Origin of the sequence: Rhodoferax fermentans (genome assembly GCF_002017865.1) — a bacterium.
GTDB classification, from domain to species: Bacteria; Pseudomonadota; Gammaproteobacteria; order Burkholderiales; family Burkholderiaceae_C; genus Rhodoferax; species Rhodoferax fermentans.
The window spans coordinates 2,105,583-2,127,488 of the sequence record NZ_MTJN01000002.1; the positions used below are offsets into that span (position 1 = coordinate 2,105,583).

The following is a 21,906-nucleotide window of genomic DNA, read 5'->3' on the forward strand; positions in this document are numbered from 1 at the left end:
CCTGTGTCTATATGGGAAATTGGCCGCCAGCCCTTATACGAAAAGGGCTAACAGCTATTCTTTTTGATAAGCATCACAGATTGTTGGCAAACAGGCGGCGCATCACGCGGTCTTTGAAGCTGTGCACCTCGTCGAGCCCCAGGCGCGCCAGATAAGCGGGTGGCGCCTCTTTGCCCTCCCACAGGCTTTTGACCGCCATCGTGACCAGTTCCGCCGGGTGGTGGCTGGCGTGTTTCATCTTCTTCAAAGCCCGCACCATGTGCAGTTCGTCTTCGGTCAGGTCGGTGCCAAAGGGGAAGTCGGGCAACAGCCCGGCCTCAGACCAGGGTTTGATCTTGGCGGCGATCACCTCGGGCAGGTTGTGGCGGTAACACTCGGGGATTTCGTAATCGGCTTCGAGTTTGCCGTGGGCCTTGGCTTGTTTGACCAGCTCGTCCTGGAAGCGTGAGTCGGCAATCGCAATCAGGCGTTTGACCACCTCGCCGTCCGACTGCCCGCGCAACTCGGCGATGCCGTATTCGGTGATCACCACATCACGCAAATGCCGCGGAATGGTGACGCTGCCGTAGTTCCAGACGATGCTGCTTTTGAGGCCATGTTTATTGTCATGGGTGGCGCGCAACATCATGATCAGGCGCGCGTCCGCCAGCGCGTGGGACATCGCGACAAAGTTGTATTGGCCACCCACCCCACTGACCACCTGACCCGACTCCAGCGTGTCGCTGGCCGCCGCCCCCAGCAGGGTCACCACCATGGTGGTGTTCATGAAACTGGCCTTGCGCCGCTGGGCACGTTTGAGCGCATCGTTGCCATAGAGCTGGTTGATGAAGTCGATGCGTGTCATGTCGATCTTGGCCAGATCCTGCGGCGCCATGGTGCGCAGGCGCTCGTAGAAGTCGCGCGGCCCCAGGAAAAACCCGCCGGTCATGTACATCCCATGGAGCAGGTGGGTGCCCAACATGTGCTGGCTCACCAGTGCAAAGCTGGACGGCTCGCGGATCTGGTTGCTGCACTGGTGGCTGCCACAGCGCAGTTGCTGGCCATGCAGCACCACCTCGGCACGCAGGATGCCATAGTGTTTGAGGAAGTCCAGGTCCTCCTCGGAGAGTGGGGAGCGGATGCGCCCGGCATCCAGCAAGGCCTGCAGCATGTGAGGCGTGACGCAGTTGTCCGGGATCTCACCGCTGTTGAGCAGCTGTTGCAACACCGCATCGTCATACACCTCGCGGCGAATGATGCCGGCCTCGATCAGGCGCAAAAAGGCGTTGACCAGCATCTCCGAGCAGCCATACAGCCCGATGTCAAAACGCCCAAGCTCCCGTCCGGCCAGCCCGCCCGGGCAGATCGACGCCAGAATGCGCCGGTACTCCGGCCCATGGCGGTCCCGCACGATCAGCGATTGGCCAATCGCATCCCCGAGTGAACCAATGCCAATCTGCAAGGTGCCACCGTCTTGCACCAGACTCGATGCATGTAAACCAATGGCGTAGTCGGCGGGGCTGACCTTGTTGTTGGGCGGCGCAAACACATCATGGGTGCCCGCCGGGTCGGTCACCACCACATCAAAAAAATCGGGGCTGATCTCGGCGCCATTGGGCATGAAGGGCGTCTTGTGGTTGATGACACCGACCGTGATGACCGGTTGTCCGCTGGCGCGCACACTCTCAACCACCGCCTGGGTGATATCGGGGTTGCTTGAGAGGCTCAGGCGCAGACTTTCCCCCTCGCCCTTGGCAGCTACCGCTTGCGCCACCACATTCATGCCTTGCACCGCCATGTCACGCGCAGCAAAGGTGTAGTTGGTGGAAATATGGCCCATCTGCGCGGCGACGTTGCCAAGGTAGTCGCCGGTTTTCATGAAAAATTCCTGCACCTCGATGTTGGGGGGCAGCTGGTTGGCGCGCAGGTCCTTGACGTAGTCCAGGTCCGGGTAGTCACCAAACACCCGTTCGACCAGGGGTTGCAGAAAGTTCTTCTCCAGCTCACTGTGGCCGACCGGTTTCTCCAGTGACAAGGCGGTGATGATGCGCAACTGGCGCGCCGGGCTGGCCTTGATGCGCTGGTACAGCGCATTGACCAGCGGGTTGGGTTTGCCCACACCCAGCGGAATACCCAGCACAATCGGCCCGGCAACGGCGTCCAGAATATGGTCCACACAGGCGTCCATCGACGCAACAAACAGGGGGGCGGTCATCAAATGTCTCCTAGGCCTTAGGCGCAAATGGTTTTTATGTGGCTTGAATTTTCGCGCCTTGAGCCACAATTGCACAGACAAAATTGCGAATCTGAGGGCCTCACTCTACAGAAGGGCCATGTCAGTTGACAGGACAAATCAACCATGAATAACCACCATAGCTGCTACTTTTGCGCGCAGCGGCGATTGCTGCTGCAAGGTGCCGCCCTGACACTGGCTGTGCCGGGCGCAGGGCTGCAGCAGGCGTTGGCCGAAGGGGTGGATGTGGGCCGCAACTCGGTGTTCACCAAGCTGGTGCCTGCCGAAACCATCGAAAAATCGGCCGCCCAGCAGTACGCGCAGATGCTGCAACAGGCCGCCGCGCAGAATGCTCTGGCGGGCAAGGACAACCCCCAGCTGCGCCGCCTGCGCAGCATGGCCCAGAAGATCATCCCCCACGCGCTGGGCTGGAACCCGCGCGCTGCCAACTGGCGCTGGGAGGTCAACCTGATTGGCAGCAAACAAATCAACGCGTTTTGTATGCCAGGCGGCAAGATCGCGTTCTACACCGGCATCCTGGACCAGCTCAAACTCACGGACGACGAGGCGGCCATGGTCATGGGTCATGAAATCGCCCATGCGCTGCGTGAACACGCGCGTGAACGCATGGGCAAAAACGCCGCCACTGGCATTGGTGCCACCTTGCTCAGCCAGGTTCTGGGCCTGGGCGAACTCGGGCAGACGGTGACCAACTACGGCGCCCAGCTGCTCACACTGCAGTTCAGCCGCAGCGACGAGTCCGAGGCCGATCTGGTCGGCATGGAGCTGGCAGCCCGCTCTGGTTTTGACCCGCGCGCCGGTGTCAGCCTGTGGCAAAAAATGGCCGTGGCCAACAAGGGTGCACCACCCCAATGGTTGTCGACCCACCCGGCGGGTACAACCCGCATCGCCGACATCGAAGCCAATCTGCCCAAGGTCTTGCCGCTGTATTCACGCGCCCGGGCGGGCTGACACCCAGCGCAGCTTTGTTCAACCGGCCTTGAGCGTCAACGCCAGCTCGTACAAGGCGTTGCGCGGCTCGCCGGTGATCTCGGCGGCCAGTTTCACGGCGGTTTTCAGCGGCAGTTCAGCCAGCAGCAGCTGCAGCACACGGGTGTCCGGCCCGGCGCTGGCCGTCGCGGCTGCCGGATGCAAGACCAGCGCAAATTCACCCCGTGTTCGGTTGGCATCGGCACTGAGCCAGCCCGGGAACTGGCTGGCCGGCAACGTGGCAATTTCTTCAAACTGTTTGGTCAACTCCCTCCCCACGGTCAGTGGCCGCTCACCGAGCACGGCCAGCGCACTGGCCAGGGCCTCGATGCGGTGGGGTGCCTCCAGCAGCACCACCGCACGTGATTCCGCCGACAGCGCCAGCACAGCCGCAGAGCGCTCCGTGGCTTTGGCGGGCAAAAAACCGGCGAACACAAAACCGCTGTGCCCGCTGCTGTCAGCCAGCACACCGGCCGCACTCAACAGCGTGATCACACTGCTGGCGCCGGGCAGCGGCACCACACAGAGACCCGCCTCGCGCACCCCGGCCACCAGCCGGGCGCCAGGGTCACTGATGGCGGGCGTGCCGGCGTCGCTGACATAGGCCACCCGCTGGCCTTGCTGCAGCCGCTCCAGCACCGTTTGCACCGCTTGCGCCTCGTTGTGCTGGTGCACCGCCAGCAACTGTGCTGGCGTTTTGTCGATGCCATAGGCGCGCAGCAGCGCCTGGGTGTGGCGCGTGTCCTCACAGGCCACCACGTCGGCCAGTTGCAGAAGGTGCAAGGCGCGCAAGGTGATGTCGGCCAGGTTGCCTATCGGTGTGGCCACCACATACAAGGCGCCAGGCAGATAATTCTGGCCAGCGGCGGCGTCACGCGCGGCCTGCAGGGCGTTGACAAAGCTGCTGCTTAGCCGGGACAAGGGGGGAGAATTCAACATGGGACTTCTTTCGACAAAAGGGCAGCTCAAACCGCGCACCACCAAGCAGGCGGGCGACGCCGCCGAGGTGCTGGCGCTGCAGCATTTGCAGCGCGCCGGCTTGGTGCTGTTGCAACGCAATTATCGAACCCCCGGGCGCGGTGGCGGCGAGATCGACCTGATCATGCGTGCGCCCGACGGCACTTGTGTGTTTGTCGAGGTGCGCCAGCGCCGCAGTGCCAGCCATGGCGGTGCGGCGGCCAGCGTCAGCGCGGTCAAACAAGGCCGGATTGTGCTGGCCGCACGCCACTACCTGATGCGCCTGGCACGCCTGCCACCCTGCCGTTTTGATGTGGTGACGGTGCAATCGGGCGAGGTGGTGTGGATTCAGGGCGCGTTTGACGCCTCCTAGACAGGACAGCGGGTGTAAGACTTTGTGATAACCCGTTTTTGCCAGGGTTTTAAGACGTGATTCAGTTTGGTCCGGGTATCATGCCACCCATGCTAGAGCAAAGAATCCAACAACATTTCATCGACAGTGCCGACCTGAAATACCAGGCCGCGCCGGTCTTGAGTCAACCCATTGCCAACGCGGTGCAAGCCTTGTTGGCCTGTGTCACCAGCGGGGGCAAGGTGCTGGCCTGTGGCAACGGTGGCTCGGCCGCCGACGCGCAGCACTTCGCCGCCGAGTTTGTCGGCCGTTTTGAGCGCGAACGCCCTGAACTGGCCGCCATCGCACTGACCACCGACAGCTCGATCCTGACGGCCATCGGCAACGACTATGGCTTTGACGTCGTTTTCTCACGCCAGGTGCGTGCGTTGGGCCAGGCCGGTGATGTGCTGATTGCCATCACCACCAGCGGCAATTCGGAGAACGTGCTCAAGGCGGTGGAAGCCGCCCACGAGCGCGACATGGTGGTGATTGGCCTCAGTGGTCGGGGTGGCGGCAAGCTCAACCGCGCGTTGCGCGACACCGATGTGCATATTTGTGTGCCGCACGAGCGTACGGCACGTGTCCAGGAGGTTCACCTGCTGACGCTGCACTGCCTGTGTGACGCGGTAGATGAGTTGTTACTCGGCGATACGGAAAACCCCTTATGAACTACCCCTCACGACGACTTGTCGGCGTCATGGCGCTTGCCATTGGCCTGAGCACGGGCTTGACCGCCTGTTTCCCGGTGATCGTGGGCGGCGCGGTGATGACCGGCTTTGTGGCCACAGACCGCCGCACCTCGGGCGCCCAACTGGAAGACGAAGGCATTGAGTTACGCGCCGCCAGCCGCATCCGCGACAACCTCGGTGAACGCGTGCATGTGAATGCCACCAGCTACAACCGACGTGTGTTGCTGACCGGTGAAGTGCCCTCAGCGCAAGACCGCCAGTTGGTGGAACAGGTGGTGGCCCGGGTTGACAACGTGCAATCTGTGGTCAACGAGCTGGTGGTGTTGGGGACGTCCACGCTGACGCAGCGCTCCTCCGACGTGCTGGTGACCGGCCGGGTCAAGGCCGGTTTTGTGGATGCCAAAGACCTGTTTGCCAATGCCTACAAGGTGGTGACGGAGCGCGGCACCGTGTACCTGATGGGCCGCGTCACCCAGCGTGAAGCGGATCGCGCCACCGACATCGCGCGCTCGACCAGTGGTGTGCAAAAAGTGGTGCGGGTGTTTGAGATCATCAGCGAAGACGAGTTGCGCAATATGCTGCCGCAACCCGCACCCGAGTCCAAATCAACTGCCAAATAAACGGCGAGTGGCCTGATCGGCTCTGGCAGCCACAGTCCAAAACCCAGTAACACCGCGGAACCGGCTCTGCCGGGCCGCAGGTGTTGTCCCCCTTTGGGGGATGACGCGCCGCCAGGCGCGGCTCAGGGGGGAACCTATTTCAAACGCTTGATCAGGCTGGAGGTGTCCCAGCGACGCCCGCCCATGGCCTGCACGTCGGCGTAAAACTGGTCCACCAGCGCGGTCACCGGCAACTTGGCGCCATTGCGCCGGGCTTCGTCGAGCACCAGGCCCAAGTCCTTGCGCATCCAGTCCACCGCAAAACCAAAGTCAAACTGATCGGCCACCATGGTTTTGCCACGGTTGTCGAGCTGCCAGCTTTGCGCGGCGCCTTTGCCAATCACATCAAGCACCTGGTTCATGTCGAGCCCGGCCTTGTCACCAAAAGCCACCGCCTCGGCCAGGCCCTGCACCAGCCCGGCAATACAGATCTGGTTGACCATCTTGGCCAGCTGGCCCGCGCCGCTGTCACCGAGGTAGGTGAAGGCGCGTGAAAAGGCCATGGCCACCGGCTGGGCGGCCTCAAACGCTGCCTTGTCACCACCACACATCACGGTGAGCACACCGTTCTGGGCACCGGCCTGGCCACCGGACACCGGCGCGTCAACAAAGTTCAGACCCAGTTCTTTGGCGCGGGCATACAACTCACGCGCCACATTGGCCGAGGCAGTGGTGTGGTCAACAAACACCGCACCGGCTTGCATGCCGGCAAACGCACCGTCTGGACCGAGCACCACGCTGCGCAGGTCGTCGTCGTTGCCAACACAGCAAAACACCAACTCGGCACCCTGCACCGCCTGGCGCGGCGTGTTGGCATAACTTATAGCGTCTTTTTGGCCATCAGCCCTTGTGTATTCTGAACACCATGCTATGGATTTTGATTCTGTCCGGTTGTACACCGTGACCTGGTGTCCGGCGCGGGCCAGGTGGCCTGCCATCGGGTAGCCCATCACCCCCAGACCCAAAAAGGCGACTCGGCGTGAAGGAATGGGTTCGTAGCTCTTGCTCGTCATGTATGGGGATCTTTCAAGAATGTCAGGTGATGGTGATGTTTTCGGTGCCAGCGGCGAGGTTGCTGCTCTTGCTGCGTTTGCTGTTGAGCTTGATTTGTAGCCGCAGGTCGTTGACCGAATCGGCGTTGCGCAAGGCGTCTTCGTAGCTGATGCCACCTTCTTCGTAAGCCTTGAACAGCGACTGGTCAAAGGTCTGCATGCCCAGCTCGGTGCTTTTTTTCATGATCTCCTTGATCTCGGCAACCTCGCCCTTGAAGATCAGGTCGGAAATCAAGGGTGAGTTGATCATGATCTCGACCACCGCGGTGCGACCCTTGCCGTCGGGCTTGACGATCAGGCGTTGTGACACCATGGCCTTGAGGTTGAGCGACAGATCCATCAGCACCTGCTGACGACGTTCTTCCGGGAAGAAGTTGATGACCCGGTCGATCGCCTGGTTGGTGCTGTTGGCGTGCAAGGTGGCCAGGCACATGTGACCGGTTTCGGCAAAAGCAATTGCCAACTCCATGGTTTCTCGGTCGCGGATTTCACCCATCAGAATCACATCGGGCGCCTGGCGCAAGGTGTTTTTCAAGGCCGCGCCCCAGCTGTCGGTGTCGATGCCGACCTCACGCTGGGTCACCACACAGTTCTTGTGGGCGTGCACAAACTCAATCGGGTCTTCCACCGTGATGATGTGGCCATAGGTGGTCGAGTTGCGCCAGTCCACCATCGCCGCCAGCGTGGTGGTTTTACCGGAGCCGGTGGCACCCACCAAAATACACAGGCCGCGCTTGGCGTTGACAATCTCCTTGAGCACCGGCGGCAGTTTCATGCCGTCGATGGTGGGCAGCACACTCGGGATCGTACGCATCACCATGCCCACCTTGCCCTGCTGCATGAAGGCATTGACCCGAAAGCGCCCCAGACCGGGCGGCGAGATCGCAAAATTGCACTCCTTGGTGCGCTCGAACTCGGCCATCTGGCGGTCATTCATGACGGAACGCGCCAGCGCAATGGTGTGGGTGCCGTTCAATGGCTGCGGCGACACCTTGGTCACCTTGCCATCCACCTTGATGGTCGGAGGCAGTTCGGCGGTCAGGAACAGGTCACTGCCGCCGCGCCCAATCATGAGTTTGAGCAGGTCGGTGATAAATGTCGTGGCTTGATCGCGTTCCATCAGAACACCTCCTTGTTCAAACTGAGTCAGTCTACGAGTTAGCCCAATAGAGCCAGAAATACCGTGGAGCCGGCTTTGTCGGGCCACCGGCATTGCCCCCTACAAGTGGGCAAGCCGGGGGGTGACACATCTAGCCGGGGAAGTTTTCGGGAATTTTCGCCTTGGTGCGGGCCTCAGCGGCGCTGATGACATTGCGCCGCACCAGGTCAGTCAGGTTCTGGTCGAGCGTCTGCATGCCGACGCTGTTGCCGGTCTGGATGCTCGAGTACATCTGCGCCACCTTACCTTCACGGATCAGGTTGCGGATGGCGCTGGTGCCCAGCATGATCTCGTGTGCGGCGATGCGGCCCTGGCCGTCCTTGGTTTTGCACAGGGTCTGCGAGATCACCGCCTGCAACGACTCGGACAACATGGCGCGCACCATTTCCTTTTCTTCGGCCGGGAACACGTCAATGACCCGGTCGATGGTTTTGGCAGCGCTGCTGGTGTGCAAGGTGCCAAACACCAGGTGGCCGGTTTCGGCCGCTGTCATAGCCAGGCGGATGGTTTCCAGGTCACGCATTTCACCGACCAGGATCGCGTCCGGGTCTTCACGCAGGGCGGAGCGCAGCGCGGCGGCAAAACTCTGGGTGTGGGGGCCGACCTCGCGCTGGTTGATCAGGCACTTTTTGGACTCGTGCACAAACTCGATCGGGTCTTCGACGGTGAGGATGTGGCCAAACTCGTTTTCGTTGAGGTAATTGACCATGGCCGCCAGCGTGGTCGATTTGCCAGAGCCGGTCGGCCCGGTCACCAGCACCAGGCCACGCGGTTTGAGGGCCAGGTCAGCAAAAATCTTCGGGCAGTTGAGCTGCTCCAGTGTCAGGATCTTGCTCGGAATGGTCCGAAACACCGCACCACAGCCCCGGTTCTGGTTGAAGGCGTTGACCCGAAAACGCGCCAGGCCTTCGATCTCGAACGAGAAGTCAATCTCGAGAAACGCCTCGTAGTGTTTGCGCTGGGCGTCGTTCATGATGTCGTAGACCATGGCGTGCACCTGTTTGTGGTCCAGCGCATCCACATTGAGGCGGCGCACATCCCCATGGACGCGGATCATCGGCGGCAAACCTGCCGACAGATGCAGGTCGGATGCCTTGTTTTTGACGCTGAATGCCAGCAATTGGGTGATATCCACAAAACCCCCGGGATTGTTTGTTACGCTAAAGCAATTATGACCACGATTCCATTACAACTGGCCGCAGTGCACTCGCGCCTGCAAGCTGCCTGCCAAAGTGCTGGCCGACCTGTCGATTCCGTCACACTTTTGGCGGTTTCCAAAACCTTTGGTGCCGATGCCGTCCGGGCCGCGTATGCCGCCGGGCAAACCTGGTTTGGTGAAAACTACATCCAGGAAGCGGTGCAGAAAATCACCGAGCTGCGCGAGTTGCCCCTGGTGTGGCACTGCATCGGTCCGATCCAGAGCAACAAGAGTCGGCTGGTGGCCGAACATTTTGACTGGGTGCACACGGTGGACCGGCTCAAGATCGCCCAGCGTCTGAGTGAACAGCGCCCGGCCCATCTGGCACCGTTGCAGGTGTGTCTCCAGGTCAATGTCGACGGTGGCCCGACCAAGTCCGGCGTGGCCCCGCAAGAGGTCCTGGCACTGGCCCAGGCGGTGGCCCAGCTGCCGCGCCTGCGTCTGCGCGGCCTGATGTGTATTCCCGATCCAGCTCCTGATTTTGAAGCTGAATGTGCTTTATTCACAAGGGCTAGAGAGCTGTTTGATGCTTTAAGTAACTCAGGCCTAAAGCTCGACACCTTGTCCATGGGCATGAGCGCCGACCTGGAAGCCGCCGTGGCCTCGGGCAGCACCCTGGTGCGGGTGGGTTCGGCGATTTTTGGCGCGCGTCATTACCCGGCCTGACGGGGCTTGACCGAGCCTGGTCCAGGGCCGGTTCAAACATTGGGAGCGGCCAGGCCTGCATTAGCAAGGTCAGCGTGAAGAAGGCCAGCGAAAAACGAGTGAATGTGCTAAATTACCAATTAGTCACAAAGTAACGTATCCGTTTTTACTCAACTCGCCCCTTATGAAAATCGCCATCGTTGGCTCCGGTATTGCCGGTCTGGCTGCTGCCCACACCCTGCGCGGCCAAGCCGAAATCAGCCTGTTTGAAGCCGACAGCTATTTTGGCGGCCACACCCACACGGTCGACATCACCCTGCCGACACCGCAGGGGCCACAAACTTACGGCGTGGACACCGGTTTCCTGGTGTTCAATGAGCGCACCTACCCGAACCTGATCCGCTTGTTGGCCGAACTGCAGGTGCCCACCACCCAATCCGACATGTCGTTTTCGGTCCAGGTGCCGGGACAGGCCGGGGGTGCAGCGCTGGAGTGGAGCGGCTCCTCGCTCAACACGGTGTTTGCCCAGCGCCGCAACCTGCTCAACCCACGTTTTTGGCGCATGCTGCGCGACTTGCTGCGCTTTAACCGGCTGACCACCGAACTGGCGCTGCAGGGCGTGGACTCCGAGCTGATGCAGCCGCTGGCGGACTTTTTGCGCCAGGAACAGTTCTCCGACGAGTTCCGCGACTGGTACCTGCTGCCGATGCTGGGCTGCATCTGGAGCTGCCCGACCCAACAGATGCTGCAGTTCCCGGTGGCCACCATGGTCCGCTTCTGCCACAACCACGGTCTGATCCAGGTCAGCCATCGCCCGCAGTGGTGGACGGTGCAGGGCGGCGCACGCCATTACGTCGACAAGATCCTTGCTCACATCAGCGACAAACGCCTGAACACACCGGTGCAGCGTATTGCTCGGGACGCTGACGGGGTCAGCATCACTAGCAACGGGCAGACCGAGCGTTTTGACAAGGTGGTGCTGGCCTGCCATTCGGACCAGGCACTGGCGCTGCTGGCGCAGCCGAGTCAGGCCGAACAAAACACGCTGGCCAGCATCCGTTACCAGTCCAACCGGGCGGTGTTGCATACCGATGCGTCGGTTCTGCCGCGCAACAAGCTGGCCTGGGCGTCCTGGAACTTTGAGAGTGCCAGCACCCAAGGTGCGGTGCAACGTGATGCGCGGGTCTGCCTGCATTACCTGCTCAACCGCCTGCAGCCGCTGCCGTTCAGCCAGCCAGTGCTGGTGTCGCTCAACCCGGTGAAACCGATTGACCCGGCCAGCATCCACGGTGAGTTTGACTACGCGCACCCGGTGTTTGACCTGCACGCGATCCGTGCCCAAGCCCAGGTGCCTGCCCTACAAGGCCAGCAACACACCTACTTCTGCGGCGCCTGGACGGGGTATGGCTTCCACGAAGACGGTCTGAAGTCCGGGCTGGAGGTGGCGCAGCGCCTCACCAACTTGTCGACCACATGACAAACAGGCCCCCAGCCCTTATGAATCAAGCACCTTCTGCTATGACTTTCTTCAAAATCAGCTCAACCAAGGCATGAGTGTGTCCCCCCCCAACCCCGCCCCGCTGCAGCCGTTGATCGGTTTTGGCCAGGTGCGCCACACTCGCCTGAAACCAATACACCACGACTTCCATTACCCGACCTATTTCCTGATGCTGCCGATGCGCAGCCTGCAGGCCCATGGCTCGGGTGCGCTGGCACGCAACCACTGGGCACCGCTGAGTTTTTATGACACGGACCACGGTGATGGCCGGGCTGCGGACCGAGGCGGCGCGCTGGCTTGGCTCGACGAACTGCTGGCGGGTGAAGGCATTGGGGATGCCACCGGTGAGGTCTGGCTCCATGCCTACCCGCGGGTGCTGGGCTTTACCTTCAAGCCGGTGAGTTTCTGGTACTGCCACCGGCCGGATGGCAGCCTGCGGGCCATCGTGGCCGAGGTCAACAACACCTTTGGTGAGCGGCATTGTTATTTGCTGGACAGCCCAAGCTTCGGCCAGGAGTTGCGCGCGGCCAAGGTGTTCCATGTGTCGCCGTTTTGCCCGGTGGAGGGTGCTTACCGCTTTCGTTTCATGATCACGCCCGACTTCCAACGCACCGTGGCGCGCATCGACTTTGACGATGCTGCTGGCCCGCTGATCGAAACCAGCGTGGGCGGTGTTTTGGAGCCCTTGACCGCCCAATCGGCCCGGCGCGCCCTGCTGGGCTACCCGATGATGACCTTTGGCATCGCTTTTCGCATCCACTGGCACGCGCTCAAGCTGTTTGTCAAAAAGGTGCCGTTCTTTCGCAAGCCCCCACCGCCCGTTCACTTCACCACCCGTTGAGGTCACCCGCCATGCACTCCACCCACAGCAGCACGACCAGTCGGGCGAGCGTCTTTGTTCTACCCCAAAACTGCCCCAGGCCCGCACGCACGGTTTTCAAGCTGCTGCAAAAACTGCAGCATGGCAGCCTCACCGTCCGGTTGCCCGACGGCAGCATGCAGCGTTTTGGCCAGCAGACCCTGCCACATGCCACCCTGGTGTTGCACAACTGGACGCCGTTTAGTGCCGCACTCAAGTCGGGCGACATCGGTTTTGCCGAGAGTTTCATCGCCGGTGACTGGAGCACACCGAACCTGACCGAGTTGCTGCGCGTGCTGATCAAAAACCGCACCGAGGTCGAAGGTGTGATCTACGGCACCTGGCTGGGTCGGCTGCTGTACCGCATCAAACACCTGATGCACCGCAACACCAAGGCCAACAGCCAGAAAAACATCCACGCCCACTACGACCTGGGCAATGCCTTTTACAAGCTCTGGCTGGACGACACCATGAACTACTCAGCCGCCATTTTTGGCGGCGACATCACCCAGCCCATGGCCCAGGCCCAAGATACCAAGGTGCGCCGCGCGCTCAGCATGGCCGGGGTGAAGGCTGGCGACCGGGTGTTGGAAATTGGCTGCGGCTGGGGCGCGCTGGCAGAAAAAGCCACCACCGAATTTGGCGCCCACATCACCGGCGTGACGCTCAGCACCGAGCAACTGGCCTTTGCCCAGAACCGCATGGCGCGCCTGGATGTGGGCCAGCAAGCCGATCTGCGGCTGCAGGACTACCGCGACATCAACGACGCACCGTTTGATGCGATCTGCTCGATCGAAATGATTGAAGCCGTGGGGCGCGAGTACTGGCCCACCTACTTTGCCACGCTGGCCAAGTTGCTCAAACCCGGCGGGCGCGCCTGTGTGCAGAGCATCGTGATCGACGACGCCTTGTTTGACCGCTATGTGAACTCCACCGACTTCATCCAGCAGTACATCTTTCCGGGCGGCTGCCTGCCGTGCCCACGTGAGTTCCGCGCCCAGGCGGCAGCGGCAGGGTTGGAAGTGGTGGACGAATACGCCTTTGGCCACGACTATGGCGAAACCCTCAAACGCTGGCGCGACGCCTTCCTGAGCCGCCGTGTCGAGGTGCTGGCCAATGGCTTTGACGAACGCTTCATGCACATCTGGGAGTTTTACCTGGCCTACTGCGAGGCCGCGTTTCTGGAAAACAACATTGACGTGCTGCAGTACACGTTGCGCAAGCGTGCGGATTGATCCGGGACGACGTCCGTGACAACGCATGGTCTATGGAAGTCCGGAGCCATGCCATGACATACCAACCGGTGTGGTCGGCGAAGCGGGGGCAGGCCGCAGGCCTCAGACGCGCTGCGCTTTGCGACATCGGCCCACGGCCTTGCCCCGCCTCGCCTGAGAAGGACTTGGAACATCCAGCTTTCAGGAATCCGGCTGTTGAACGCTCGCGAACCCAAAGACTCACCGCAGCGGGTGGGGTAGGGCGGGACACCGATGTCGCAAAGCGCAGCGCGTCTGAGGTGGCCCGCCGTACCTCGCCCACTGCCACCAAGAACGCAGGACATCAGCGGTACAGCTCGCTTGATCACGCCGTCAAGCCGGGCCACACACCATGACCCCCCCACTCACCTGGCAACAAGGCTGGCGCTACGGCCTGATGGGCCTGCCGCTGGCTTTTGTGGCGCTGCCGCTGTATGTGCTGCTGCCCAACCACTACGCCCGCAGTTTTGGTGTGCCGCTGGCCACACTGGGTGCGGTGTTGGTGGCCGTGCGCCTGTTTGACACCCTGATCGACCCACTGCTGGGGCGCTGGGCCGATGGCCTGCACGAGCACGATCACGCGGCACAAGCTGCACCAGCCCGGGTGCTACGCTGGGCGGCCCTGGCTGCCGTGCTGTTGTGCGGCGGGTTTGCCGTGCTGTTTTTCCCACCCGCAGCACTGCACCACAGCCCCAGCCAGTTGCTGCTGTGGCTTGGTGCCACGCTGCTGCTGACCACCACCGCGTTCAGCGCGTTAACCATCCTGCACCAGGCCTGGGGCGCACGCCTAGGTGGGGATGCGCTCTACCGCAGCCGTGTGGTGGCCTGGCGCGAGGGGCTCGGGCTGCTGGGTGTGGTCATTGCATCGATTTCGCCGGTAGCCCTTGGTTTGCCTGCCACAGCCGCTATCTTGTTGGTAGTGAGTGTGGGGGGCTGGCTGGCCTGGCGCAGCGGGCCCCGGCCGCAGGCCAGTGGTGTGCTGATCTACCAGCCTGCCGCTGGCCGCTTGTGGCTGCCCTGGCGCCGGGCCCGATTCAGGCAGCTGATGGCTGTGTTCATGGTCAATGGCATTGCCAGCGCCATCCCCGCCACCCTGCTGCTGTTTTTTGTGCAGGACCGGTTGCAGGCACCAGCCAGTGCCGAGCCGCTGTTTCTGGGCAGTTATTTTGTCTGCGCCGCGCTGAGCATCCCGCTGTGGCTCAAAGTGGTGGCTCGCTTGGGTCTGGCGCGCACCTGGGGCCTGGGCATGTTGCTGGCGATTGGGGTGTTTGCCTTTGCGGCAGGTCTGGGCGCGGGGGATGTGGCCGAATTTGTGGTCGTGTGCGCGCTCTCGGGCGTGGCGCTGGGCACCGACCTGGCGCTGCCTGCCGCCCTGCTCGCCGGGGTCATCCAGCGTAATGGTGACCAGCAGCAGTTGGAGGGTGCCTACTTTGGCTGGTGGGCCTTTGCCAGCAAGCTCAACCTGGCCCTGGCCGCCGGGCTGGCACTGCCCGCGCTGGGCCTGCTGGGCTACACCCCCGGCGCCACCGACCCCGAAGCCTTGCGCACCCTGACCCTGGCCTACTGCGTGTTGCCCTGCCTGCTCAAAACGCTGGCCGCTGGCCTGCTCTACCTCCTCCTCATCCGAAAGAGACCATGAAAAGACGATTGCTCCTCTCTGCCAGCGCCGCCGCTGGCCTGGCCTTGAGTGGCTGCGCCTCCCAAGACATCGAGAGTTACGCCAGCCAGACCCCGGTGCTGGATTTGCGCAGCTACTTCAACGGCACCCTGACGGCCTACGGCCTCTTCACCGACCGATCCGGTGCGGTAGTCAAACGCTTCACCGTGCTGATGGTGTGCAGCTGGAGTGGCAACGAGGGTGTGCTCGACGAGTCTTTCACTTACTCCGACGGCAGCACACAAAAACGCATCTGGCGCCTGACCCAGCTGCCCGATGGCCGCTACACCGGTCGCGCCGACGACGTGGTGGGCGAGGCCAGCGGCCAGACCCGTGGCAATGCCTTCCACTGGACCTACACCCTCTCGCTGCCGGTGGACGGCACCGTCTACGAGGTGCAGTTTGACGACTGGATGTATTTGATGACCGACACCGTGATGCTCAACAAGGCGACGATGCGCAAGTTTGGTCTGCGCCTGGGCGAAGTCACGCTGGCGTTCACCAAACAACCGGTTTAACACCTTACAAGAAAAATTGGCCTCTAGCCCTTTATTGATAAGGGCATGTAGCTATTCTTATAGAAGCAATCCATGTCCCTACTCTGCCCCCTGAACCCGCCTCTGACCGACTGGCAAGGCAAAACCGTCTGGATTGTGGGCGCCAGCAGCGGCATTGGTGCGGCCACCGCGCGCGCCTTGCTGGCCCAGGGTGCGCGGGTGGTGGTGTCGGCGCGCAAGGCTCAGGCCTTGCAGGCGCTGGCGCAAGCCCACCCGCTGTGCCAGGCCTTGCCGCTGGACGCCACCGATCAGGCGGCGGTGCAACAGGCGACAGCCAGCCTGCTGGCCCAAAGCCCGCTTGACGGTGTGATGTACTGCGCCGGCCATTACGAGCCGATGCGCGCCGACGCGCTGGACGCGGCCAACATGCAGCGTCATGTCGAGGTCAATTACCTGGGTGCGCTGTACCTTCTCGATGCGGTCTTGCCCGCCCTGCGCGCGCGTGGCCAGGGCCATGTCAGCCTGGTCGGCAGTGTGGCGGGTTACGGTGGCTTGCCCAACAGCCTGGCCTATGGGCCAACCAAGGCAGCGCTGATCAACCTGGCCGAAGCGCTGTACCTGGACCTGCACCCGCTGGGCCTGGGGGTGTCGATCATCAACCCGGGGTTTGTCGAGACACCGCTGACCGCACAGAACAACTTCAAGATGCCCGCACTTTTGAGCCCCGATCAGGCGGCACGGGCGATTCTGCAGGGCTGGGCCAAGGGGCGGTTCGAGATCCACTTTCCCAAACGGTTCACACTGTGGCTCAAGCTGCTGCGCCTGCTGCCGTACCGTGTCTACTTCAACCTGGTTCAAAAGGTCACGCAATGAGCGATTCCACCCCATCAACCCCGGACCACCGTGCCCAAATGGCACGCATGGTGCAGTTTTTTGAAGCCGTGTCGCCACACAACCTCAACCGCCTGGGTGAGTTTTACCACCCGCAAGCCCGTTTTAAAGACCCGTTCAATGAGGTGGTGGGCATCCCGGCCATCCAGCACATCTTTGCCCACATGTTTGTGCAACTGGAGCAACCACGTTTTGTGGTGACCCACCAGATGCTGCAAGGCCAGCAGTGTTTTCTGACCTGGGAGTTCAGGTTTGGCTTCAAGGGGTTCAAGACCGGCCAGACCCAGACCATTCTGGGTGCAACCCACCTGGTGCTTGATGAGGCCGGGCTGATCACCCAACACCGCGACTACTGGGACGCCGCCGAAGAGCTGTACGAGAAATTGCCCGTGCTGGGTGGCCTGATGCGCTGGCTCAAACGCCGCGCTAATTCCTAATGGGTGTCTGACTGGTAGCGGACCGGCTCAAAGCCGCTCTAACTAGGCGCGTCGGCGCAGACATTCCATTCAACAACGCCACTGGGGGTGACGTTGAGCGGGTCAATTCAAGCAGGCTGGGTGTCGATGAAGCTGGGGCGCTGCGCCAGCTTGTCGTAGAGCTTGTGCAGGTTGGGGTGCGCCTCGCGCCAGTTGATCTCGGCAAAGCGAAAGTCCAGGTAACCCAGCGCCACACCCACCGCGATGTCGGCCAGGCCCGGGTGGGTGCCGGTGTAATAGGCTTTGTCGCCCAGACCCTTGCTCATGGCTTGTAACGCGGCATTGACCTTGTCGAGCTGCCGGTCGATCCACGCCTGGCTGCGCTGTGCCTTGGTGCGCCCGCCCCAGGCGGCTTCCAACCGCGCAAGAATGGCGGCGTCCAGCAAACCATCGGCCAGGGCCTCCCAGGTTTTGACTTCAGCGCGCTCACGGCCCACGGCGGGAATCAGCTTGCCGACCGGAGAGAGGGTGTCAAAGTACTCGACGATCACACGCGAGTCAAAAATCACATCGCCGTTCTCCAGCACCAGGCAGGGCACCTTGCCCAGCGGGTTGGACTTGGCGATCTCGGTCCCAGCGCTCCACACGTCCTCCAACACGTAGTCGTAGTCGAGTTTTTTCTCGGCCATGACGATGCGCACCTTACGAACGTAGGGGCTGGTATTGGATCCGATGAGTTTCATGGGCATGTGGCAGGTGATCAGTGATCGTGGTTGTTTGGCCGGATTTTATCCGTGGAGATGAATCTGAGCTGACAGGCAGGGCCATGGCCCTGCCCGCTGATCCAGCCAGCACCAACGGCACAGGGCGCCCCTACAATCTTGTCCATGAGTACCCACGCCATCTCCGCCCTCTCGCCGCTGGACGGCCGCTACGCCGCCAAACTTGCCAAACTGCGCCCCGCCATGAGCGAGTTAGGCTACATGCACCGCCGGGTGCAGGTTGAAGTCGCCTGGTTCATCGCCCTGAGCGACTGCGGCTTTGCCGAGTTCAAGCCGCTGTCACCAGGTGCACGCACCTACTTGCTCAGTCTGGTGAAGAACTTCTCGGCCACCGACGGTCTGGCGATCAAGGACATCGAGAAAACCACCAACCACGATGTGAAAGCGGTCGAATACTGGATCAAGGCCAAGTTCGAGGCCCGCCCGGAACTGCTGGCCGCGCAGGAATTTGTGCACTTTGGCTGCACCAGCGAAGACATCAACAACACCAGCCACGCCTTGCAACTCAAAACCGGACGTGACCAGGTGCTGCTGCCTGCCTTGGACGGCATCATCAACAAATTACGCGAAATGGCACACGACTTTGCCGCCGTGCCCATGCTCAGCCGCACCCACGGCCAGACCGCCAGTCCGACCACGGTTGGCAAGGAAGTCGCCAACGTGGTGGTGCGCCTGGTGTCGGCGCGCGACAAAATCGCCCGCGTCCAGCTACTGGCCAAGATGAACGGTGCGGTGGGCAACTACAACGCCCACCTGTCGGCCTGGCCCGAGTTTGACTGGGAGGCCTTCAGCCGCAAGGTGATCGAAAGCCCCGAGCCGCTCGGCCTGGGCCTCACATTCCAACCCTACAGCATCCAGATCGAACCACACGACTACATGGCCGAGCTGTTTGATGCCATCGCGCGAACCAACACCATCTTGATCGACTGGTCGCGTGATGTGTGGGGTTATGTCTCGCATGGCTACTTCAAACAAAAGCTCAAGAAGGGCGAGGTGGGATCCTCCACCATGCCGCACAAGGTCAACCCGATTGATTTTGAGAACGCCGAGGGCAACCTGGGCCTGGCCAACGCGGTGTTACGCCATCTGTCCGAAAAACTGCCGATCAGCCGCTTTCAACGCGACCTGACCGATAGCACGGTGCTGCGCAACATGGGTGTGGCGCTCGGGTACACCGTGCTGGCCTACCAGTCACTGGCCACCGGCCTGGGCAAGCTGGAGATCAACGAAGCGGCCATCGCTGCAGATCTGGATGCCTCGTGGGAAGTGCTGGCCGAGCCGATCCAGACCGTGATGCGTCGTTTTGGCCTGCCCGAGCCGTACGAGCAGCTCAAGGAATTCACACGTGGTGCCCCGATGACACGTGAGCTGATGCAAGGTTTCATCAGCAATCTGGCGATTCCTGAGTCCGAAAAAACCCGATTGCTGGCCATGACGCCGGGCAGCTACACCGGCAAGGCTGCCGAGTTGGCCCAACGCGTGTAAAGCCGCCCCCTGATGGCCACCAAATCCACCATTTTCAAAGCCAGCCTACAGATTGCTGACATTGACCACAGTTATTACGCCGACCAGACCCTGACCCTGGCGCGCCACCCCAGCGAAACCGATGAACGCATGATGGTGCGTCTGTGTGCGCTGGCGTTGCAGGCCCACCAATTGCAAAGTGTCTGTGGGGGTGACGGCACACTGGCTTTTGGCGCGGGTCTGAGTGATCCGGATGAGCCCGACGTCTGGCTGCGCGATTTCACCGGGTTAACGCGACTGTGGATTGAGGTTGGTCAACCCGAAGACAAACCACTCTCCAAAGCCTGCAACAAAGCCGATGCTGTCGTTCTGTACGCCTTTGGCCAGGCCGCCGACATCTGGTGGAAAGGCATCGAGAGCAAACTCACCCGGCTTGACAAGCTGCAGGTCTGGCGTATCCCCAGCAGCACCGCCCAGGCTTTGGTGCCGCTGGCACAGCGCAGCATGAGTTTGCAAGCCACGATCCAGGAAGGTGTGTTGATGTTGGGTGACGGACAACACACCATCGACATCGAGCCGCTGCGCTGGAAATAGTGGCGTCAAGACCAGGTTCTTGATACAAAGGGGCACCTTCTACTGCTGCCTCTGCCATGACCACCTCTGATTCCCCGCTTGTACTTACCAGCCGCGAACCCCGTGGCCTGGTTACCCTGACATTAAACCGTCCAGACGCCTTCAACGCCTTGTCCGAGGCGCTGATGTCTGCCTTGCAACACGAGTTGGATGTCCTGGCCACCGATGACAGCGTGTCTGTGGTGGTGATTGCCGCCGCTGGCAAAGCCTTTTGTGCCGGGCACGACCTGCGCGAGATGTGCGCCCAACCCTCAGACAGTTACTACCAGGCGCTGTTCAAACAATGCGCCAGGCTGATGATGAGCATCCAGAAGTTCCCGGTGCCAGTGATCGCCCGGGTGCAGGGTGTGGCCACGGCGGCGGGTTGCCAGCTGGTGGCGATGTGTGACCTGGCGGTGGCGGCCAGCAACGCTCGCTTTGCGGTGAGTGGTGTCAATCTGGGCCTGTTTTGCAGCACCCCCGGTGTCGCCCTGTCGCGCAACCTGGGGCGCAAGGCGGCGTTCGAGATGCTGGTCACCGGTGAATTCATCAACGCCCAGAAAGCCCTGGCAGAAGGCTTAGTCAACCGCGTGGCCGAGCCGGACCGGCTAGACGCAGAGTTGGCCCGCCTGGTCGATAACATCCTGGCCAAACCCCGCGCTGCGATCACGCTTGGCAAAAGCCTGTTTTACCGCCAGCTGGAAAACGGCATCGAAGCCGCCTACCTGGACGCTGCCCAAACCATGGCCTGCAACATGATGGACAACAGCGCGCTCGAAGGGGTGCAGGCGTTTATCGAGAAGCGGCCGCCAAACTGGCAGCGCGCCGAGCCGACGAGCCAATCTTGACCTGGGCCTGGCCGTCGATCACCACCACGTCTTTGACGCGGCAGGTGGTTTGCAGCGTGACCCGACCCTTGTCACCCATCTCCAGCACGGTCACGGTGGCTTGCACCGTGTCACCCGGGCGCACCGGCGCCAGAAATGTCAGGTTCTGCGCCAGATAAATCGTGCCAGGGCCGGGCAGACGGTTGGCCAGCACGGCCGAGATCAGACTGGCCGACAACATGCCGTGGGCAATACGCCCCTTGAACGGTGTACTGGCGGCGTACTCCTCATTCAGATGCAAGGTGTTCACATCGGTGGACACCGCTGAGAACAGCAGAATGTCAGCCTCGGTGATGGTTTTGGCCAATGTGGCGGTCATGCCCACATGCAGGTCTTCAATGTCGTAACCGTTTTGTTCGTTCATGGTGGAGGATCCTTGTATTGGGATTCGCAGATTGTCATGCCATGCCAATCAGATGTGCATCGTCCGTCGACCCAGGTCATTGCTTCAATAGGCTTGATGATGGGTTCACACAAGGCCTGGCAAACCTATGCACCTCCACAAACATGTTTCACACCTCAATGAGGTGACAAAAATTGTCAGACAGAGCGCGCAAAGTGACAAAAATGGCTTGGCATTTTGAGGACTTATTACGCGCACTTGGCCAAAAAGTCGCTTGGAAAGCCACCCCAAGCCCGCTAACATCCCTGGCACGGAAGCTGCTGACTGGGCAGGGTTACCGTTTTCTTTTTCTTCACCTCAAGGAGCTAGTCATGAAGCGTTCTATGCAACAGGGTTTTACCCTGATCGAATTGATGATTGTGGTTGCAATCATCGGTATTTTGGCGGCTGTGGCCTTGCCAGCTTATCAGGATTACACCAACCGCGCCAAGGCATCTGAAGTTGTCTTAGCGGCTAGTGCAGCCCGCACATGTGTGAGTGAGGTTGTCCAATCCAATGGACTGAGCGGTCTGTCGGCTGCATGTGGAGATGGATTCGTCGCTACCAAGTATGCGAAGGGTCTTAGTGTTGGCGACACTACTGGGGTTATTACTGTGTCCGGGCAAATCGTTGCAGCAAACGACTTGATCGTCACTTTAACACCCACATTGGTGTCAAGCCAAATTACTGAATGGAAATGCGCAGGTTCTGGAACCCCGAAATGGCTGCCAGCTTCTTGCAAGTAAACTGATT

Annotated in this window: 23 protein-coding genes; 16 read left to right on the forward strand and 7 right to left on the reverse strand. The window is 61.3% G+C overall.

The window, feature by feature from the left end:
- Positions 1–73 precede the first annotated feature (73 nt).
- A complete protein-coding gene (locus RF819_RS10005; RefSeq protein WP_078364851.1) occupies positions 74–2,194 on the reverse strand; it encodes an acetyl-CoA hydrolase/transferase C-terminal domain-containing protein in 2,121 nt (706 codons plus the stop codon).
- A 144-nt stretch (positions 2,195–2,338) separates the two neighbouring features.
- Between RF819_RS10005 and RF819_RS10010 the strand changes: the two genes are divergently transcribed.
- Positions 2,339–3,184 (forward strand): M48 family metallopeptidase, encoded by an 846-nt coding sequence (locus RF819_RS10010; RefSeq protein WP_078364852.1) that lies wholly within the window; start codon positions 2,339–2,341, stop codon positions 3,182–3,184.
- Between the two features lie 18 nt (positions 3,185–3,202).
- On the opposite strand, the gene rsmI is transcribed toward RF819_RS10010, so the two are convergent.
- Positions 3,203–4,141 carry a 16S rRNA (cytidine(1402)-2'-O)-methyltransferase gene (gene rsmI, locus RF819_RS10015; RefSeq protein ID WP_078364853.1) on the reverse strand — a complete coding sequence of 313 codons (939 nt, stop codon included), beginning with the start codon at positions 4,139–4,141 and terminating at the stop codon, positions 3,203–3,205.
- On the opposite strand from rsmI, the gene RF819_RS10020 reads away from it, so the two are divergent.
- From RF819_RS10020 to RF819_RS10030, 3 genes are all read left to right on the forward strand, one after another.
- On the forward strand, positions 4,140–4,532 hold the full coding sequence (locus tag RF819_RS10020) for a YraN family protein (RefSeq protein ID WP_078364854.1): 393 nt from the start codon (positions 4,140–4,142) through the stop codon (positions 4,530–4,532). The two genes, rsmI and RF819_RS10020, sit on opposite strands and share 2 nt — an antisense overlap.
- 89 nt (positions 4,533–4,621) lie before the next feature.
- Positions 4,622–5,221, forward strand: coding sequence for a phosphoheptose isomerase (locus RF819_RS10025; protein WP_078366883.1), 600 nt, complete (start codon positions 4,622–4,624; stop codon positions 5,219–5,221).
- Positions 5,218–5,862: a BON domain-containing protein gene (locus RF819_RS10030; RefSeq protein ID WP_078364855.1), complete on the forward strand. Its 645-nt coding sequence runs from the start codon at positions 5,218–5,220 to the stop codon at positions 5,860–5,862. The genes RF819_RS10025 and RF819_RS10030 overlap by 4 nt, the downstream gene beginning before the upstream one ends.
- A gap of 134 nt (positions 5,863–5,996) precedes the next feature.
- Here the strand turns inward: RF819_RS10030 and RF819_RS10035 are convergent, their stop codons facing one another.
- The 3 genes from RF819_RS10035 to RF819_RS10045 form a co-directional block, all read right to left on the reverse strand.
- On the reverse strand, positions 5,997–6,914 hold the full coding sequence (locus RF819_RS10035; RefSeq protein ID WP_078364856.1) for an NAD(P)-dependent oxidoreductase: 918 nt from the start codon (positions 6,912–6,914) through the stop codon (positions 5,997–5,999).
- A gap of 22 nt (positions 6,915–6,936) precedes the next feature.
- The gene (locus tag RF819_RS10040) at positions 6,937–8,073 is read right to left on the reverse strand and encodes a PilT/PilU family type 4a pilus ATPase (RefSeq protein ID WP_078364857.1); all 1,137 of its coding nucleotides are present in this window, start codon (positions 8,071–8,073) and stop codon (positions 6,937–6,939) included.
- Positions 8,074–8,203: 130 nt separating this feature from the next.
- Entirely contained in the window at positions 8,204–9,247 is a 1,044-nt protein-coding gene (locus RF819_RS10045) for a type IV pilus twitching motility protein PilT (RefSeq protein ID WP_078364858.1), read from the reverse strand.
- Between the two features lie 36 nt (positions 9,248–9,283).
- Between RF819_RS10045 and RF819_RS10050 the strand changes: the two genes are divergently transcribed.
- The 8 genes from RF819_RS10050 to RF819_RS10085 all read left to right on the forward strand — a co-directional run bounded on the left by RF819_RS10050 (position 9,284) and on the right by RF819_RS10085 (position 17,047).
- Positions 9,284–9,976, forward strand: a complete 693-nt coding sequence (locus RF819_RS10050) for a YggS family pyridoxal phosphate-dependent enzyme (RefSeq protein WP_078364859.1) — start codon at positions 9,284–9,286, stop codon at positions 9,974–9,976.
- 163 nt (positions 9,977–10,139) lie between these two features.
- The gene (locus RF819_RS10055) at positions 10,140–11,432 is read left to right on the forward strand and encodes an NAD(P)/FAD-dependent oxidoreductase (protein WP_078364860.1); all 1,293 of its coding nucleotides are present in this window, start codon (positions 10,140–10,142) and stop codon (positions 11,430–11,432) included.
- A 73-nt stretch (positions 11,433–11,505) separates the two neighbouring features.
- Complete coding sequence (locus RF819_RS10060) at positions 11,506–12,294, forward strand: DUF1365 domain-containing protein (protein ID WP_078364861.1); 789 nt, start codon at positions 11,506–11,508, stop codon at positions 12,292–12,294.
- Positions 12,295–12,305: 11 nt separating this feature from the next.
- Positions 12,306–13,547, forward strand: coding sequence for an SAM-dependent methyltransferase (locus tag RF819_RS10065; protein ID WP_078364862.1), 1,242 nt, complete (start codon positions 12,306–12,308; stop codon positions 13,545–13,547).
- Between the two features lie 370 nt (positions 13,548–13,917).
- Positions 13,918–15,204 carry an MFS transporter gene (locus RF819_RS10070; RefSeq protein ID WP_078364863.1) on the forward strand — a complete coding sequence of 429 codons (1,287 nt, stop codon included), beginning with the start codon at positions 13,918–13,920 and terminating at the stop codon, positions 15,202–15,204.
- A complete protein-coding gene (locus tag RF819_RS10075) occupies positions 15,201–15,740 on the forward strand; it encodes a DUF3833 domain-containing protein (RefSeq protein WP_078364864.1) in 540 nt (179 codons plus the stop codon). Before RF819_RS10070 ends, RF819_RS10075 begins: the two co-directional genes overlap by 4 nt.
- A 72-nt stretch (positions 15,741–15,812) precedes the next feature.
- On the forward strand, positions 15,813–16,592 hold the full coding sequence (locus tag RF819_RS10080) for an SDR family NAD(P)-dependent oxidoreductase (RefSeq protein ID WP_078364865.1): 780 nt from the start codon (positions 15,813–15,815) through the stop codon (positions 16,590–16,592).
- On the forward strand, positions 16,589–17,047 hold the full coding sequence (locus tag RF819_RS10085; protein WP_078364866.1) for a nuclear transport factor 2 family protein: 459 nt from the start codon (positions 16,589–16,591) through the stop codon (positions 17,045–17,047). Before RF819_RS10080 ends, RF819_RS10085 begins: the two co-directional genes overlap by 4 nt.
- A gap of 107 nt (positions 17,048–17,154) precedes the next feature.
- On the opposite strand, the gene RF819_RS10090 is transcribed toward RF819_RS10085, so the two are convergent.
- On the reverse strand, positions 17,155–17,769 hold the full coding sequence (locus RF819_RS10090) for a glutathione S-transferase C-terminal domain-containing protein (RefSeq protein WP_078364867.1): 615 nt from the start codon (positions 17,767–17,769) through the stop codon (positions 17,155–17,157).
- Between the two features lie 144 nt (positions 17,770–17,913).
- On the opposite strand from RF819_RS10090, the gene purB reads away from it, so the two are divergent.
- The 3 genes from purB to RF819_RS10105 are packed head-to-tail and all read left to right on the forward strand — an operon-like array spanning position 17,914 to position 20,732.
- Positions 17,914–19,293: an adenylosuccinate lyase gene (purB, locus tag RF819_RS10095; protein WP_078364868.1), complete on the forward strand. Its 1,380-nt coding sequence runs from the start codon at positions 17,914–17,916 to the stop codon at positions 19,291–19,293.
- 12 nt (positions 19,294–19,305) lie between these two features.
- On the forward strand, positions 19,306–19,866 hold the full coding sequence (locus RF819_RS10100; RefSeq protein WP_078364869.1) for a YaeQ family protein: 561 nt from the start codon (positions 19,306–19,308) through the stop codon (positions 19,864–19,866).
- Between the two features lie 56 nt (positions 19,867–19,922).
- Entirely contained in the window at positions 19,923–20,732 is an 810-nt protein-coding gene (locus RF819_RS10105) for an enoyl-CoA hydratase (RefSeq protein ID WP_078364870.1), read from the forward strand.
- Here RF819_RS10105 and RF819_RS10110 read toward each other — a convergent pair.
- Positions 20,677–21,135 carry a MaoC family dehydratase gene (locus tag RF819_RS10110; RefSeq protein ID WP_078364871.1) on the reverse strand — a complete coding sequence of 153 codons (459 nt, stop codon included), beginning with the start codon at positions 21,133–21,135 and terminating at the stop codon, positions 20,677–20,679. The two genes, RF819_RS10105 and RF819_RS10110, sit on opposite strands and share 56 nt — an antisense overlap.
- A gap of 350 nt (positions 21,136–21,485) precedes the next feature.
- Here RF819_RS10110 and RF819_RS10115 point away from each other — a divergent pair, with 350 nt between their 5' ends.
- A complete protein-coding gene (locus RF819_RS10115; protein ID WP_078366884.1) occupies positions 21,486–21,899 on the forward strand; it encodes a pilin in 414 nt (137 codons plus the stop codon).
- Positions 21,900–21,906 lie beyond the last annotated feature (7 nt).

What these genes read in the sequence shown, in the direction of transcription:
- RF819_RS10055 (WP_078364860.1), top strand. Translation starts at nt 10,140, where the DNA reads ATGAAAATCGCCATCGTTGGCTCCGGTATTGCCGGTCTGGCTGCTGCC.
- RF819_RS10025 (WP_078366883.1), top strand. Translation starts at nt 4,622, where the DNA reads ATGCTAGAGCAAAGAATCCAACAACATTTCATCGACAGTGCCGACCTG.
- RF819_RS10065 (WP_078364862.1), top strand. Translation starts at nt 12,306, where the DNA reads ATGCACTCCACCCACAGCAGCACGACCAGTCGGGCGAGCGTCTTTGTT.
- RF819_RS10100 (WP_078364869.1), top strand. Translation starts at nt 19,306, where the DNA reads ATGGCCACCAAATCCACCATTTTCAAAGCCAGCCTACAGATTGCTGAC.
- purB (WP_078364868.1), top strand. Translation starts at nt 17,914, where the DNA reads ATGAGTACCCACGCCATCTCCGCCCTCTCGCCGCTGGACGGCCGCTAC.
- RF819_RS10035 (WP_078364856.1), bottom strand. Translation starts at nt 6,914, where the DNA reads ATGACGAGCAAGAGCTACGAACCCATTCCTTCACGCCGAGTCGCCTTT.
- RF819_RS10020 (WP_078364854.1), top strand. Translation starts at nt 4,140, where the DNA reads ATGGGACTTCTTTCGACAAAAGGGCAGCTCAAACCGCGCACCACCAAG.
- RF819_RS10075 (WP_078364864.1), top strand. Translation starts at nt 15,201, where the DNA reads ATGAAAAGACGATTGCTCCTCTCTGCCAGCGCCGCCGCTGGCCTGGCC.
- RF819_RS10080 (WP_078364865.1), top strand. Translation starts at nt 15,813, where the DNA reads ATGTCCCTACTCTGCCCCCTGAACCCGCCTCTGACCGACTGGCAAGGC.
- RF819_RS10060 (WP_078364861.1), top strand. Translation starts at nt 11,506, where the DNA reads ATGAGTGTGTCCCCCCCCAACCCCGCCCCGCTGCAGCCGTTGATCGGT.
- RF819_RS10115 (WP_078366884.1), top strand. Translation starts at nt 21,486, where the DNA reads ATGAAGCGTTCTATGCAACAGGGTTTTACCCTGATCGAATTGATGATT.
- RF819_RS10040 (WP_078364857.1), bottom strand. Translation starts at nt 8,073, where the DNA reads ATGGAACGCGATCAAGCCACGACATTTATCACCGACCTGCTCAAACTC.
- RF819_RS10050 (WP_078364859.1), top strand. Translation starts at nt 9,284, where the DNA reads ATGACCACGATTCCATTACAACTGGCCGCAGTGCACTCGCGCCTGCAA.
- RF819_RS10110 (WP_078364871.1), bottom strand. Translation starts at nt 21,135, where the DNA reads ATGAACGAACAAAACGGTTACGACATTGAAGACCTGCATGTGGGCATG.
- RF819_RS10070 (WP_078364863.1), top strand. Translation starts at nt 13,918, where the DNA reads ATGACCCCCCCACTCACCTGGCAACAAGGCTGGCGCTACGGCCTGATG.
- RF819_RS10005 (WP_078364851.1), bottom strand. Translation starts at nt 2,194, where the DNA reads ATGACCGCCCCCCTGTTTGTTGCGTCGATGGACGCCTGTGTGGACCAT.
- RF819_RS10085 (WP_078364866.1), top strand. Translation starts at nt 16,589, where the DNA reads ATGAGCGATTCCACCCCATCAACCCCGGACCACCGTGCCCAAATGGCA.
- RF819_RS10090 (WP_078364867.1), bottom strand. Translation starts at nt 17,769, where the DNA reads ATGAAACTCATCGGATCCAATACCAGCCCCTACGTTCGTAAGGTGCGC.
- rsmI (WP_078364853.1), bottom strand. Translation starts at nt 4,141, where the DNA reads ATGTTGAATTCTCCCCCCTTGTCCCGGCTAAGCAGCAGCTTTGTCAAC.
- RF819_RS10105 (WP_078364870.1), top strand. Translation starts at nt 19,923, where the DNA reads ATGACCACCTCTGATTCCCCGCTTGTACTTACCAGCCGCGAACCCCGT.
- RF819_RS10010 (WP_078364852.1), top strand. Translation starts at nt 2,339, where the DNA reads ATGAATAACCACCATAGCTGCTACTTTTGCGCGCAGCGGCGATTGCTG.
- RF819_RS10030 (WP_078364855.1), top strand. Translation starts at nt 5,218, where the DNA reads ATGAACTACCCCTCACGACGACTTGTCGGCGTCATGGCGCTTGCCATT.